Origin of the sequence: Vibrio pomeroyi (assembly GCA_041879425.1) — a bacterium.
GTDB classification, from domain to species: domain Bacteria; phylum Pseudomonadota; class Gammaproteobacteria; order Enterobacterales; family Vibrionaceae; genus Vibrio; species Vibrio pomeroyi_A.
This window is the reverse complement of the sequence record CP090855.1, coordinates 1,239,758-1,253,971: the sequence shown is the minus strand read 5'-3', so window position 1 is coordinate 1,253,971 and position 14,214 is coordinate 1,239,758. Positions and strand designations below refer to the sequence as shown.

Genomic DNA, 14,214 nt, shown 5'->3' with positions numbered 1-14,214 from the left:
TTATGGATAACTCTCTATGGCTTGATAACTTTCTCAACATGTATCGGGAACTCGGAACCGACAATTTCGACGTGCTAAAGACGGTTTATCACCCTGAAATCGAATTCCAAGATCCGCTGCATCATGTCAGCGGAATTGCTGCGCTCACTCATTACTTCGAGAACATCTACACGCAAGTGACCAGCTGTGATTTCCATATCGAGCACGTTTTTGAAGCCAATGGCGAAGCCGCGGTATATTGGACGATGCAATTCGCTCACAAGCAGTTGAATGGTCAAAAGCCTATCGAAGTTCAAGGCCACAGCCACTTGAAGATGCTCGATGACCAAGTGATCTTTCACAGAGACTACCTCGACGTCGGCTCTATGTTGTATGAGCACATTCCAGTCTTGGGCTGCGCAATCAAATCCATCAAGAAAAGAGCGAGCCGATAATGCGTATTATGATCACAGGCGCGACCTCAGGTATCGGCCAATCACTGACACTCGATTATGCTCAACAAGGGCATCAGGTGATTGCTTGTGGCCGTAACCCAGACAAACTGCAAGCCTTAGTCGATTCCCACGAGACGGATTTATCTCACTCATCGATAGAGCCTCTTTGCTTTGACCTAACTGATTACCACAACTTCCCGGCACTAGACCAATATCAACCGCTCGACCTGTTGATATTGAATGCTGGGGATTGTGAGTACATCGACGACCCACTGAATTTTGATGCGGAGCTTTTCGAGCGCGTCATCAACATCAATCTAATCTCCATTGGCTACGCCTTAAAAGCGTGGCTCAAAAACCTCAAACCCGGCGGTCGCTTGGTTTTGGTAAGCTCCAGCGCCAGCTTTTTGCCTTTGCCTAGAGCCGAGGCTTATGGTGCTTCAAAAGCGGCACTCACATATTTAGGTAGAACGCTTTCGGTTGACCTAGCACAGCACGATATTCATGTCTCAATTGTGCACCCTGGCTTCGTAGAAACACCATTAACCGAGCGAAATACGTTCTCTATGCCTATGATTATTAGTAGTGAGGCCGCAACTCAGCGAATCGTAAACGGTATTGCTCAAGGAAAGAGTGAGATCGATTTCCCAAGACGATTCATCATGTTGATGAAGCTATTAAGAATGCTTCCAACTCCAGTTTGGCAAAAACTCGCTTCAAGGATGGTATAACAATGAAGAAAATCGCCATTATTGGTTCAGGCATCTCTGGACTCACTTGCGCGCACATATTAGATAAGCACCACGACGTAACGGTATTCGAAAAAAATGATTACGTTGGGGGTCACACCGCCACTGTTGATATTGAACATCAAGGCTCGGCGTTTTCTATCGACACTGGCTTTATCGTATTCAACGATCGAACCTATCCAAATTTCAATCAACTCCTCGAGCAGCTGGGCGTCGAAAGGCAACCCACCGAGATGAGTTTCAGCGTTCACAACACAACCACTAAGTTTGAATACAACGGTCACAGCATTAATTCGTTATTCGCGCAGAGGAGTAACATCTTCAAACCGCAGTTCTGGTCTTTGGTTTCTGACATTCTTAAGTTCAACAAATTGTGTAAATCACAATTCGAAAGCAATGTGTTTACTCCTGACGTTACCCTTGGCAGTTTCTTGCGTGATAACCAGTTTTCCGACTTCTTTAGTCAACACTACATTCTGCCTATGGGTGCCGCTATTTGGTCGACAAGCTTAGAAGAGATGGAAGAGTTTGAGCTTAAATTCTTTATTCAGTTTTTCTACAACCACGGCCTGCTAGACATTGCCAACCGCCCGCAGTGGTATGTGATCCCTAAAGGGTCTCGCTCTTATGTTGAGATCATCCTTTCGCGTTTAAACAAACCGGTCGCGTTGAACACATCAATCAAACAGGTCACCCGCCAAGAGACTGGCATTACCATTGAGTTTGAAGATGGCGGCACACAAGACTTCGATGAAGTGATATTCGCTTGTCACTCAGACCAAGCCTTACGCCTACTTGGTGACGCGACCGAACATGAGCAGCAAGTACTGGGCGAGATTCCATACAGCCGCAACGAAGTGGTACTGCACACAGACACCAACCTGCTACCAGACAGAAAGCTAGCGTGGGCGAGCTGGAACTACATGCTCGACGGCAACAGCCAACGACCAGCTTGTGTGACGTACAACATGAACATCCTGCAAGGTATCGAAAGCCAAGATACCTTCTGCGTGACCTTGAATCAGAGTGAAGCGATTGACCCAGAGAAAATCATTCGAAGCTTTGTGTATCACCACCCTGTTCTGAATTCGAATACGGTGAACGCACAGCAACAACGTGAAAAAATCTGCGGCCAAAACAAGACTCACTTTGCAGGCGCGTATTGGTACAACGGATTCCATGAAGATGGCGTTCACAGTGCGCTCGATGTGACTAAACGCTTCGGCTTAGATTTGAGTACGAGTTCAGCACTATGAACACGCACACCATGACACCCAACATGGGGATCGCATCCGAAAAGAGTGAAGAGTTCAGCGGTATCTATTGGGGTAACGTAAGACACCGCCGTTTTGGTGACATCACTCATGAGTTCAGTTATCAGCTTTATATGATGGGGTTGGATCTTGATGAACTGCCCCAAACCACAGCGCGCAGTGCGCTGTTCGGAACTCGATGGTATAACCCGATTCGCTTTGTCGAATCGGATTATCTCGCTGAAAAAAAAGAAAATGTATTAGCGGATGAACCTAAATCACTCAAGCAACGTATAGCTTCCAAAGTGCAACAACTTGGTGGGGTTTGGTCTGATTCAAACCGTGTGACGATGCTGGCTCAGTGCCGTTGTTTAGGTATCTATTTTAGCCCGATCAACTGTTTCTTCTGTTATGACGAAACAGGCGATTGCAAATATATGTTGGCTGAGGTGAGTAACACGCCTTGGCGAGAAAGACACTACTACCTCATCGACATGCACCAAGAGCTGAAGGTAAAGAAAGAGTTTCACGTTTCGCCGTTCATGGACTTAAACATGACCTATTTTTGGAAGATTAAGCCACCAGCGAAACGAACACTCGTTCACATCGAGAGCCGCAGAAGCGACAAAATTTTCGATGCGACACTGGCACTGACCAAGCAGCCTGTGACCAAGAAAAACATTAGACGAACGGTATTCAAGATTCCGGCAATGACGATAAAAGTCGTGATGGGTATCTATTATCAGGCTCTCAAATTATTCCTGAAAAAAGTACCGTTCGTGGCGCACCCAGACTCAACGTCTTAAGCGCCTTTACAGTAACTAGACAGTACAACTCAAGTATCGATTTGGGTGTGCTTAACCAAAGAACAGCACCCGACTTTAGTTGGCAAAAAGTTAGAATGAATTCTCAGCGAGGTTTACATGGAACAGCTTGCAAAACAAAACAACAACATTGAACAACAAGCTAATGCCGTTGCTGTTTCAAGCAACTGTAAATATCGAGCTTTAATCTTCAAGGTGTTAGAACGACTGCAATTCGCGACGCTTGAAATCATCGAGCGCGATCAGCATTCAGTGTTTGGTGATCGAGAAGCCGACTTGAAAGGTCGAATCGTGATTCATGATGCGACCTTTTTTAGAGATGTCGTCATCAACGGCAGTATCGGGGCATCCGAAGCCTACATTGATGGTAAATGGACTAGCCCGAATCTAACTCGCGTTATCCAGATCATGGCGCGTAACCAAGCGCAATTGGACGAACTGGACGATAAGACACAATGGATCTCTCGCATCAAAAATCTGCTACTGCGCCGTAAGAATGCCAATACCGAGCAAGGGTCTAAACGCAACATTCTGGCTCACTACGATATCGGCAACGAACTGTATGAGCGATTCCTAGATAGCTCAATGCAATACTCATCGGCTATCTACAGCGAAGACGCTTTAACCCTTTCTAAAGCACAACAAAACAAGATGAAAACCATCTGTGAACGTTTAGAACTTTCAGAATCGGATAGCGTGGTTGAGATAGGCACTGGCTGGGGCGGCTTGGCGATATTCATGGCTCAACATTATGGCTGCCACGTGACGACTACCACCATTTCAGACGCTCAGCACGAGCTTGCTGAACAACGCGTCAAAGCGCTTGGTTTAACCGACAAAATCACCCTGCTTAAAGAGGATTATCGCAACCTAACAGGTGAGTATGACAAGTTGGTCTCTATTGAGATGATCGAAGCGGTAGGCCACGAATATCTACAAACCTTCTTTGAGAAGTGTTCTTCGTTATTGAAACCTTCAGGCAAGATGTTGATTCAAGCCATCACCATTGCTGACAGCCGCTACGAGAAATACCGCAAAGGCGTCGACTTTATCCAGAAGTACATCTTCCCAGGTGGCTGTTTGCCTTCCGTTTCCGTCATGACCCAACATATTGCGACCAGTACAGACCTTGTGGTTCAAGAAATTGATGACATCGGCCTACACTACGCTCGCACACTGAACGACTGGAATGTTGCCTTTGAAAACAGTTGGGAAGAGCTAGAGTCTCTGGGCTACTCAGAAGAGTTTAAGCGCTTATGGATCTTCTACTTCTGCTACTGTGAAGGTGCTTTCCTAGAACGCGTGATCAGCACTCACCATGTTGTAGCCAGAAAACCTCGTTACTTTGGAGCAAAAGATGAAACGGTTTTGGATTATTAATCTCGTTCTGTTTCAAGCGACCTGGGTTTGCAGTGCATTCTTTACCGCGCAAGCCCCGTTCATCGCGCCACTGATTGTGGCCGTGCACTTCTTTCTCTCTCCAACTCGCAATAGCGACCTGAAAATACTCTGTTTACTTCCGTTGGGGCTATTACTCGATAGCCTCATGCTCCACTTCGGCGTGTTTGCCGTCGATTCTGAAATTGCCAATCAATCATGGTTTCCAGTGTGGCTCATCTGCCTATGGATCATGTTTTTGATTAGCTTCAACCACAGTCTTAATTGGCTTTTAAAATGCTCGAAAGTGATCTTGTTCGCCATAGGGTTCGTAGCAGGTACTAGTAGTTATTGGGGAGGCATCAAAGCAGGCGCCCTTCTTACTACTTGGCCAGATGCATCGGTAGTTGCTGCCCTTGCAATGAGTTGGGGGATTTTGTTGCCCTTACTGGTGGCCGCCTACTCCAACTTAATACAACCTGAAATGGCAAGGACAACGAGGTGACTTATGGCTTATTCACGCAACTCTGCAAAAGCGCTCAAAACAGAGAGCGGCACTAGTCGCGTTGGTGCGCTATCAAACTTTTATACTCAAACTACTCATACGCACACCGCTCATACGCAAACCAAAAATAAACTCTTCGGCTTCATCACTCTATCTTTAATCTTTGCCGCGCTGCTATTTACCGCAAACGCGAAAGCATCTGCGGTCGATGACCTAAATAAACGCGGCCAAGGCGAAATGAGCTATTTGTTTTGGACACTTTACTCTGCTGAGTTCTACGCAACACCAACCAACTCTGAACGCGCACTCAAGCTTGAATATTACCGTGCAATCGATAGCAAAGATTTAGTCGATGCAACCGAAGACCAGTGGAACAAACTTGGTTACTCAAATAACAGCATTCAGCGTTGGTTGAAGCCTTTGTACGCGATGTGGCCAAACGTTGAAGCAGGAAGCACTCTCACCATTCGCGTAGCTGAAGATAATGTCAGCCGCTTTTACTTCGACGAGCAACCTATCGGGGTAATCCAAGACAAACAGTTTGGCGAAGCCTTCTTAGCTATCTGGTTATCTGAAAACACATCCGAGCCCGGCCTTCGCAAACAACTATTAGGTTTAAATAAATGAGTCAAAAAACAAAAATAATAAAATACGCTCTAGCACTGCTTTCTCTCACTTGGCTAGCGGGTTGTGGCTCTGCAAATCTAGAGAATCACGTAGACACTACTCCCGAGCTCAAGCTTGAAACCTTCTTTAATGGCGAGTTAATGGCCTACGGTATCGTGCTCGACCGTTCTGGCAATTTACTACGCCGCTTCGACGCCAAGCTTATCGCCACGTGGGACGGTGACAATGGAGAGATCAAAGAGTGGTTCTCTTTCGCCGATGGTGAGCGTTCAACCCGAATTTGGAACCTGATAAAAACCGGCGAAAATACCTATTCAGGTACTGCCAATGATGTAGTAGGCACCGCTTACGGCGAGACCCAAGGTTCGGCTCTGTATTGGAAATACGATTTAGAAATAGAAGTCGACGGCAGCACTTATGAAGTCGTGTTAGATGATTGGATGTTCTTAATGGATGACAAACGATTGTTCAACAAAACTGAGATGTCTAAATTCGGCTTCAAGGTCGGAGAGGTCATCTTATACATCGAGAAAATCTGATTGAACGAGCCTTAGCTTTACCCTGTTTGGTTAGCCTTTAATTACAGCCCACAACGACATGTTGTGGGCTGTCTTGTTTGTTCCCGCGAATTGCATACCTGAAAGCTCAAGCCTCTGTGCTAAGATGCGCCACCAGCATACAAATGGGCTAGACTCATACTCAGCAGTTCCTGTTTGTTTCGCTTAGCGTAGATTCCCTACCATGATTAATTGAAAAGGCTTTAAAGCATGAGCAAGTTGACCTCAGCGGAGCGTAAAGCTCGCGACAATGAACGTTTCTCACAACGCGTAAACGACCGCAGAGAAAAAGGTGAAGACGTAGTTGCTTACGCACTGACCAACAAAAAAGCAGTGAAGTTCCTGACTAAGTCAGAGAAAAAGCGCCTTAACGAGATGAAAGCGACTCTCCAAGAAGAGAAGCGAGTTAAAGAACAAGAAGAGCTAAACCGAATCGAAGACGCGTTCACTGTTAAACAGTTCGACGACGAATAATCACTTCTGATTGCTCAAAAGCGCTGGCACTATGCTAGCGCTTTTACTTTCTGAAGCACGTCCCTCTCGAGATGAATTAACATGCCCTTTCACCTCACTCATCTCTAATCTCTGCTTTACCGTTCAGCTCATCAATCAATCCATCGACCAACTTTAGCCATAGATCTCAGAAAAACTCATCTCAGCCCCTTACTATTTCGATTCAATTCTACAAATCTAAGACAGTATGATTTTAATTACCGGATCAAGCAGCGGTTTAGGCGCAGCGCTCGCGACACAATACGCTAACACTGCAACAGACACTCAGCGCATCGCCATTACAGGTCGCAATGCACAACGTTTAGCTGAGGTAGCGAAAAACCTACCGGCGAATACCATTAGCCACGCGTGTGACCTCTGTGACCCACAATCCGTGAGCGAGATGCTTGATGCGTTGCCAGAAATGCCTAAGCTTGTGATTCACAGTGCTGGCAGTGGCTACTTCGGTAAGATAGAACAACAGGATCCTGCAGCCATCAGTGACATGTTGAAAAACAACATCGAATCGTCGATCTTTTTGGTTCGAGAATTGGTTCAGCGTTACAAAGATCAGCCCGTTACGATTGCTGTGGTTATGTCGACAGCAGCCCAAGGCGCTAAAGCGGAAGAGTCCACCTATTGTGCTGCTAAGTGGGCAGTGAAAGGCTTTATCGAATCAGTAAGATTGGAGCTAAAAGGTCACCCGATGAAAATCGTTGCTGTCTATCCCGGCGGAATGGCGACCGAGTTTTGGGGAACGAGTGGCAAAGCAATGGATACCTCTAGCTTTATGACCGCTCAAGAAGCCGCTCAAATGCTGCAACAAGCGTTAACCAGCACTGAACATGGCTTTGTATCAGACATCACAATAAACCGCGGCTAGTGCTTAGACAGAGCGACAAGGAAATAGAGTCGCGAAACAATTATTTGTGAGGGTGAGCATGAAAGTGTGCGACAATGCTCGGCGTAAATTCATATTCAAGGTTTATTATGAAACTTCTAGTTCGTAACCTATCGCGCTCTACTTCTGAGCAAGACATCCGTGTGCTATTTTCTGAGTTTGGCTCAGTAAAAGAGTGCAGCCTAGTTTTAGACCAAGAAACTGGCGACTCAAAAGGCTTTGCTTTTGTTGAAATGCCAGAGCACGAAGAAGCGAAAGCAGCACTAAACAAGCTGAACATGACTAAGCTTGGCAAAAACACGATTCGTGTAAAAGTAGCGAACTCTTAATCGAGCAACGCTTCATAAGAAGCCACATGGCTTAGCTTAATGCAGCACAGATGATAAAGCCCGTAACGATATTCCGCTGAAAAGCGCAATATCGTTACGGGCTTTTTGCTGCTTGCGATTCTCTTTTCACAACACGATCGGCTTATTTAAAGCTCGCATTTATAACCCTTCATGCTCATCAATCGCACGCCTTGCTTCTGCCATTGAACATCCTGACTCCATCACCAGCTGAGCGACCGTCATCGAGGGTGTCGCCGCTAGCAGCGAAGCCAAACACACCACAGGTTTAGGCAGTACTTTGTCTATCGCAATCGCTATCCAACCGTCTTTTTCATGGGTGAGCAGGGTTTTAAATTCGATGAGTTGATGTTCTTGAGCCACTAATAACCAATTGCGTGAACGACGAATTCGCTTCAACTGGCATCCACACTCAGTCGCACTCGCCATCACTTGGCTTTTATCACTCACACGATGTACAAAACTATTCAGTGGGACGCTAAACATAACTCTCTGCCAACCAATCTCTATCAATCATTGAAGCATTATTTATTTGTAACTCAGCACTTCAATCACAACTCAATAAAACCATGAGTAGGATTACACAGACACAAAAAAACCGCCAGTCATGCGCTATGCAGACTCGCGGTTATTTTATTCTAATCGGATTTTAAAGCCGTGCCGTTACACGCTCTGATTTCAATGCTTGTTGTGTACTATTGGATTTAACAGCAGCTTTTTGAATTGCCTTTTTCGCAACAATTTGAGTTCACCACAGAGCCACGCTCAAAGCCATCAATCGCATCAGCTAACGCAGTAAATGATTGCTCAATATTGTCACGTGAAGTAGCGATGTTCATTCGCATAAAATGATAACTCTCAGCGCCAAACCAGCCGCCCGGTGTTAACCCCATTTTAGCCTGCTCAAACACCACGTTCTTTAGCTCTTCTTCCGAGAAACCTAACTCTGAGAAATCAAACCACACTTGGTAAGTGCCTTGCGGTTGGAACACTTTCAATTGAGGAATACGCTGCTCAGCAAACTCAGAGATCCATTTAACCGTGTCTTGAAGATACACCAACATGCCGTCTAGCCACTCTTCACCTTTTTCAAAGGCGGCAATAGTCGCAAAGGTCGTCAAGGCATTGCCATGATCAAGATACATCGCCGCTACGTTGGCTTTAAACGCTTCAAATAGCTCATCATTGTTCGTGTACACATAGCCATTTGAGATGCTGTGCATACCGAAGGTTTTCGCCGGAGAGCCAATCAAGGTGATGACCTTGTCGTAATCAAAGCTGGTCAAGCTCGTGAAAGCGTGACCCTCAAAGATAATGTCTGAGTGGATTTCATCACTGATGATCAACACATCATGACGCTTAGCAATCTCGATAACCTGTGTTACTTCCTGCTGCGTCCACACACGACCAGTTGGGTTATGTGGATTACAGAAAATCATCGTTTTTACTTTGTGGTCGATGATCTGCTGTTCCATACCATCGAAATCAATGCGGTAACCTTGCTCATCATTGATGAGTGGGCTCTTCACGACCTGACGATTAGCCTTGTTCACCAAGTTCGAAAACTGGTGATACGCTGGTGTATGGATAAGCACACCATCACCTTCGTTGGTGAACTCGCGTAGTAGCAAAGCGATACCAGAAAGCACACCCGGCACTTGCACAAACTTGTCCGCAGATAGGTTTAAACCATGACGTTTTGAATACCATTGCGACAACGCTTCAAACACACCTTGCTCATGAAATTCGTAAGAGTACACACCGCGCTCAACCAAACGATTCAGCTCTTGAGTGATCGGTTCCGCGACCTGAAAATCCATATCGGCAACCCAGTATGGGAATACATCCGTGGTGTTATAAATGTTCTGTAGCATCTGCGGTTTGCTTTTGATAAACGCATTTTCACCGTAGTTCGATGTACTCTTAAACGCTGTCATGGAGGTGTCCTCAAATAATTCTTTCAGTCTTTTACAATCAATAGGATTGCATGAATACCCTTAAGACGATGGCGACATCAAAAAGACGAAGCTTTTAGAAAATAATCTGAAAATAAAAATTAATCTCGCATCTCGACCTTTATCTCAGTCTTGACCGAATTCGCGATAAAGCAATTCTTGTGCGCTAAGTGGTGCAGCTTATCGAGTTGAGCGTTGGTTGGAATCTTGCTACCAATAAATACAATCTTAGGGCGTAGAGTCACGGTAGTAACGGACGAACGGCCTGACTCATCTTCCTCAAGCACACCTATCGCATCATCAACATAAGATTCAATTACGTACTTCTGTTTAGCCGCGATGCCCAAAAAAGTCAGCATATGACAGCTAGAAAGTGCCGCGATAAAGGCTTCTTCTGGATCAACATTAGCTTCAACTGACAGCGGTAGTGGCACAACATGAGGCGATGACGACGCAGGTACAATGACACCACCATCGAACTCCCACGTATGGCCGCGGCTGTATTGATTGTCGATAAAGGTTTCATCTTGCGCTTTTTGCCAGCGAATGACTGCTCCGTATTCAGACATAATCCCTTCCCTTTTCAATGCTCAATAAATTAACGATCGGCTGGATGATTGACACCATCGTTGGTCACCACATCACCAATATCAAAAGGATTCACCCCTTCCAAGCAACCGATATTAAACCCATATTCATTCGGGCTAGAACGGCGTTGATGATGGGTATAGATACCACAGTTTGAGCAGAAGTAATGCTTCGCGGTATTGGTATTAAACTGATAAAGCTTGAGGTGCTCAGTCCCTTTGAGGATCTTGATACCATCAAGCGCGACAGAGCCAACGATCGCGCCTCTACGACGACAGATAGAACAATCACATCGACGAGGCTTCTCTATTCCATTAGGCAAGCTGAGTTCTAATTCAACCGCACCGCAGTGGCAGGTGGCTTTGTGAAAAGGTTGGATAACCGTGTTACCGACGACTTTCATTTCTCTCTCCAATCACGTCCTTATGTTGCAGATATCATAACCAGATCGATGATCTCTGTCCGTAAGCTAGCGCTGAGTTCGAGAGATCCGTCATAGGCAAGCGAGCGTCTATTCCTTGCCTGATCTCTCAACTAAACCACTGAAGTTCTCAAGAAGATAATCTAGGAAGAGTCGAATGCGCTTCGGCTGATATTTCTTGCTAATGTACACCACATTCAAGTCGGCGCTTGATACTGAGGTCGAGGTATTAAAGTTTTTCATGTAGCCATTAAGCAGAGTCACAAGGCGTTGGTTATTGATATCGTCTTGCACATCCAGCACCGATTTAAGCGCGATACCCTCGCCTTTTAGAGCCCAATAGCGAATCACTTCACCATCGTCTGAGAATCGCTTTGGCACTACGGTAATCGACTTCTTCATGTCGTGATCTTGGAAGTGCCAAGTCTTGAGTTCCTCATTGCTACGCAGCATTGCCAAACAGTCGTGCTCAACCAAATCTTGTGGCGTCAACGGCGTTCCATGCTTAGCAAGATATTCAGGCGAGGCACACAGTACACGTCGGCTCGGAGATAAGCGTCGAGAAATTAAACTGCTGTCGACCAATTCCCCATAGCGGATCACGATATCCATCCCTGACTCAGCAATATTCGACAGGTTGTCGTTCAAATACAGGTAAGGAATCACATCTGGGTACTGCTGACAAAACTCCGACAAGATTGGCAGGATGTACTGCTTGCCGATGTCTTTCGGTGCCGCAATCTTTAATGGGCCTTTAACCTCTTTCACGCCATTCTGAATCAGGTTTTCAGCCTCGCTGACATTATCCAATATCTCCAGACACGCCTTATGATACAGCTCGCCAGAGTCCGTCAAAGACACATGTCGCGTGCTTCGATTCAGCAACTTCACGCCATATCGTTCTTCCAGTGCCTGCAGCCTTGCTGTCATGGTCGCGGGTGATAAACCCAGTTCACGCCCAGCGGCGGCCAACCCTTGATGCTTCACAATACTGACGAACATCGCCATGTCTGAAAACTTATCCATGCTATTCGTGCTCTCGCTCTATTGTTCATTTAAACCGAATAATGAATTTATATTTTAGCCAATTATCAAATTTAGTCGAACAAATATAATGGCAACCATCAGCAGAACACGCAGGAATTTAGACCATGAACAACACACAAGCGAACCAAGAAAAGAGCACTTTCGTCATCATTGGTGGCACATCAGGCATCGGCAAAGCACTAGCAATGCAATTGAGAAACGAAGACAGCACAGTGCACATTGCCAGTCGACACACAGGTGTTGATATCAGCAATGAAAAGTCGATTTGTGAATACTTCGAATCCATTGGTCCCTTCGATCATTTGGTGGTCACGGCTGGCTCATCTGCTCCGGCAGGAAAAGTGACAGACGTCGCGATTGAAGACGCGAAAACGGCATTTGATACCAAATTTTGGGGCAGCCTAAACGTCGCCAAGCATGCTGCACGTTACATGAAGCCCAACGGTTCTATCACGCTCACGACGGGCATGTTGTCACGCAAAGTAGTCGCAGGCACTTACGTAAAAACAGCCATCAACGCCGCACTTGAAAGCGTAACTAAAGTGCTTGCGAAAGAGCTCGCACCAATTCGAGTGAACGCCGTAAGCCCGGGCTTAACCATGACGACAGCCTACAAAAACATGGACGACACCGCCCGTTCAGCCATGTACGACAACGCAAAAAACAACTTACCCGCAGGCAAGGTGGGCGAAGCCTCAGAGATCGCCATAGGTTACCTGTTCGCGATTAATAACCCATACGTGACCGGCTCAATCATCGACATCGATGGCGGTGCACTGCTCAGCTAAAACACTTAGCAAAGACACAAAGAACAATCGTTAGGACGTGCATCTAAGCGTCCTAACAAACCAGAATTTACATAGGCAGATCATCATGAAAAAAGAACAGATCCCATTCCAAGTTTGGATACTGACACTCGCGGCTTTTGCGATTGGCACCGCTGAATTTGTTATCGCAGGCATTCTCCCACAAATTGCCACCTCCCTTTCGATCACAGAAGGCCAAGCAGGTTATCTAATCAGTGCGTATGCGCTAGCTATCGTTATCGGCGGGCCAATCTTAACCATCTACCTTGCACGCTTTAACAAGAAGATGGTGCTGATTGGGTTAATGGCGCTGTTCATTATTGGCAACGTGTTATCCGCCTTAGCGCCAAGCTATCCACTTCTACTGGCAAGCCGTGTTATCGCAGGCTTAGTGCAAGGTCCTTTCTATGGCATCGGTACCGTTGTCGCAACCAACTTAGTATCGGAAAAAATGGCAGGTCGCGCCGTTGGACAAATGTTCGCAGGCTTAACGCTCGCTAACGTTCTTGGCGTTCCCGCAGGTACTTGGGTGAGCTTGCAATTTGGTTGGCACACCACCTTCTTTACCGTGGCGGCACTTGGCACAGTCGCGATGATTTCTATCCTGACATCCATCAAATCAACGGGTCACAGCGAAGCGAAAGACATCAAAACTCAGCTTATGGCGTTCAAAAATCCAATGCTGCTTATCAGCTTGGCGATCACCGCTTTTGCTTGGTCTGGCTTCATGACGCTCTACGGATACCTAGCACCTATCGCTATGCACATCACGGGTTACGGCCAAGAATCAGTCACATGGATCTTAGTAATTGTGGGTATCGGCTTAATCATAGGTAACACCTTGGGCGGTCGCTCTTCAGATAAAGACCTAGGTAAAGCTTCAATGTTTTGGGCAGTCGCAATGATCGTGTCATTGGTTGTGGTGGGCCTAGTGGTAGACAACAAAATCCTATTCGTTGCAGCTGCATTTGTCTTTGGTATTGCGTCATTTGCGAACGTTCCTGCCATGCAACTTCGAGTGATGAACCACGGTGGCGAAGGCCAAGAGCTAGCAGCAACAGCCAATATCTCAGCGTTTAACTTGGCTAATGCCTTTGGTGGATTCCTTGGTGGCATGGTACTCGACAGCCAACTGGGCGCAGGAATGATTCCGTTCGCAGCCGTTGTTGTTCCTGTCATTGGCTTACTGCTTATCGCTAAAGCCAACCGAGCTGACAAGCCACAAAGCAACTCTATTTTCAGCCCTGCGGAAAGCAAATAACACGACTTATAGACCGAACACAAAACTAAAAACACTGAATTAAAAAGTACGGAATTGAAACAAGGTAGAT

General features: G+C 46.2%; 18 protein-coding genes. 13 read left to right on the top strand and 5 right to left on the bottom strand.

Features of this window, described 5'->3' with window-relative positions:
* The first annotated feature begins 2 nt into the window (after window positions 1-2).
* The 11 genes from L0992_21485 to L0992_21435 all read left to right on the top strand — a co-directional run bounded on the left by L0992_21485 (window position 3) and on the right by L0992_21435 (window position 8,048).
* Window positions 3-434 carry a nuclear transport factor 2 family protein gene (locus L0992_21485; protein XGB68973.1) on the top strand — a complete coding sequence of 144 codons (432 nt, stop codon included), beginning with the start codon at window positions 3-5 and terminating at the stop codon, window positions 432-434.
* Complete coding sequence (locus L0992_21480; GenBank protein ID XGB68972.1) at window positions 434-1,165, top strand: SDR family NAD(P)-dependent oxidoreductase; 732 nt, start codon at window positions 434-436, stop codon at window positions 1,163-1,165. Before L0992_21485 ends, L0992_21480 begins: the two co-directional genes overlap by 1 nt.
* Before the next feature lie 2 nt (window positions 1,166-1,167).
* A complete protein-coding gene (locus L0992_21475; GenBank protein XGB68971.1) occupies window positions 1,168-2,439 on the top strand; it encodes an FAD-dependent oxidoreductase in 1,272 nt (423 codons plus the stop codon).
* The gene (locus L0992_21470; GenBank protein ID XGB68970.1) at window positions 2,436-3,242 is read left to right on the top strand and encodes a DUF1365 domain-containing protein; all 807 of its coding nucleotides are present in this window, start codon (window positions 2,436-2,438) and stop codon (window positions 3,240-3,242) included. Before L0992_21475 ends, L0992_21470 begins: the two co-directional genes overlap by 4 nt.
* A 117-nt stretch (window positions 3,243-3,359) precedes the next feature.
* Window positions 3,360-4,640: a cyclopropane-fatty-acyl-phospholipid synthase family protein gene (locus L0992_21465; protein ID XGB68969.1), complete on the top strand. Its 1,281-nt coding sequence runs from the start codon at window positions 3,360-3,362 to the stop codon at window positions 4,638-4,640.
* A complete protein-coding gene (locus tag L0992_21460) occupies window positions 4,618-5,142 on the top strand; it encodes a DUF2878 domain-containing protein (GenBank protein XGB68968.1) in 525 nt (174 codons plus the stop codon). Before L0992_21465 ends, L0992_21460 begins: the two co-directional genes overlap by 23 nt.
* Window positions 5,143-5,145: 3 nt before the next feature.
* On the top strand, window positions 5,146-5,769 hold the full coding sequence (locus L0992_21455; GenBank protein XGB68967.1) for a chalcone isomerase family protein: 624 nt from the start codon (window positions 5,146-5,148) through the stop codon (window positions 5,767-5,769).
* Window positions 5,766-6,308 (top strand): DUF3833 domain-containing protein, encoded by a 543-nt coding sequence (locus L0992_21450; protein ID XGB68966.1) that lies wholly within the window; start codon window positions 5,766-5,768, stop codon window positions 6,306-6,308. The genes L0992_21455 and L0992_21450 overlap by 4 nt, the downstream gene beginning before the upstream one ends.
* A gap of 228 nt (window positions 6,309-6,536) precedes the next feature.
* Window positions 6,537-6,800, top strand: coding sequence for a DNA polymerase III subunit epsilon (locus tag L0992_21445; protein ID XGB68965.1), 264 nt, complete (start codon window positions 6,537-6,539; stop codon window positions 6,798-6,800).
* A 226-nt stretch (window positions 6,801-7,026) separates the two neighbouring features.
* On the top strand, window positions 7,027-7,701 hold the full coding sequence (locus tag L0992_21440) for an SDR family NAD(P)-dependent oxidoreductase (GenBank protein XGB68964.1): 675 nt from the start codon (window positions 7,027-7,029) through the stop codon (window positions 7,699-7,701).
* A 107-nt stretch (window positions 7,702-7,808) separates the two neighbouring features.
* Window positions 7,809-8,048 carry an RNA-binding protein gene (locus L0992_21435; protein ID XGB68963.1) on the top strand — a complete coding sequence of 80 codons (240 nt, stop codon included), beginning with the start codon at window positions 7,809-7,811 and terminating at the stop codon, window positions 8,046-8,048.
* Between the two features lie 159 nt (window positions 8,049-8,207).
* Here L0992_21435 and L0992_21430 read toward each other — a convergent pair whose 3' ends face one another.
* From L0992_21430 to L0992_21410, 5 genes are all read right to left on the bottom strand, one after another.
* A complete protein-coding gene (locus L0992_21430; protein XGB68962.1) occupies window positions 8,208-8,552 on the bottom strand; it encodes a ribosome recycling factor family protein in 345 nt (114 codons plus the stop codon).
* A 218-nt stretch (window positions 8,553-8,770) separates the two neighbouring features.
* Complete coding sequence (locus tag L0992_21425) at window positions 8,771-10,003, bottom strand: PatB family C-S lyase (protein XGB68961.1); 1,233 nt, start codon at window positions 10,001-10,003, stop codon at window positions 8,771-8,773.
* Between the two features lie 119 nt (window positions 10,004-10,122).
* Window positions 10,123-10,590 (bottom strand): OsmC family protein, encoded by a 468-nt coding sequence (locus L0992_21420; GenBank protein XGB68960.1) that lies wholly within the window; start codon window positions 10,588-10,590, stop codon window positions 10,123-10,125.
* Window positions 10,591-10,619: 29 nt separating this feature from the next.
* Entirely contained in the window at window positions 10,620-11,012 is a 393-nt protein-coding gene (locus tag L0992_21415) for a GFA family protein (protein XGB68959.1), read from the bottom strand.
* A 108-nt stretch (window positions 11,013-11,120) separates the two neighbouring features.
* Window positions 11,121-12,056, bottom strand: a complete 936-nt coding sequence (locus tag L0992_21410) for a LysR family transcriptional regulator (GenBank protein ID XGB68958.1) — start codon at window positions 12,054-12,056, stop codon at window positions 11,121-11,123.
* Between the two features lie 125 nt (window positions 12,057-12,181).
* Here L0992_21410 and L0992_21405 point away from each other — a divergent pair, with 125 nt between their 5' ends.
* Entirely contained in the window at window positions 12,182-12,865 is a 684-nt protein-coding gene (locus L0992_21405; GenBank protein XGB68957.1) for an SDR family oxidoreductase, read from the top strand.
* Between the two features lie 85 nt (window positions 12,866-12,950).
* Entirely contained in the window at window positions 12,951-14,144 is a 1,194-nt protein-coding gene (locus tag L0992_21400; protein XGB68956.1) for an MFS transporter, read from the top strand.
* Window positions 14,145-14,214: the final 70 nt, after the last annotated feature.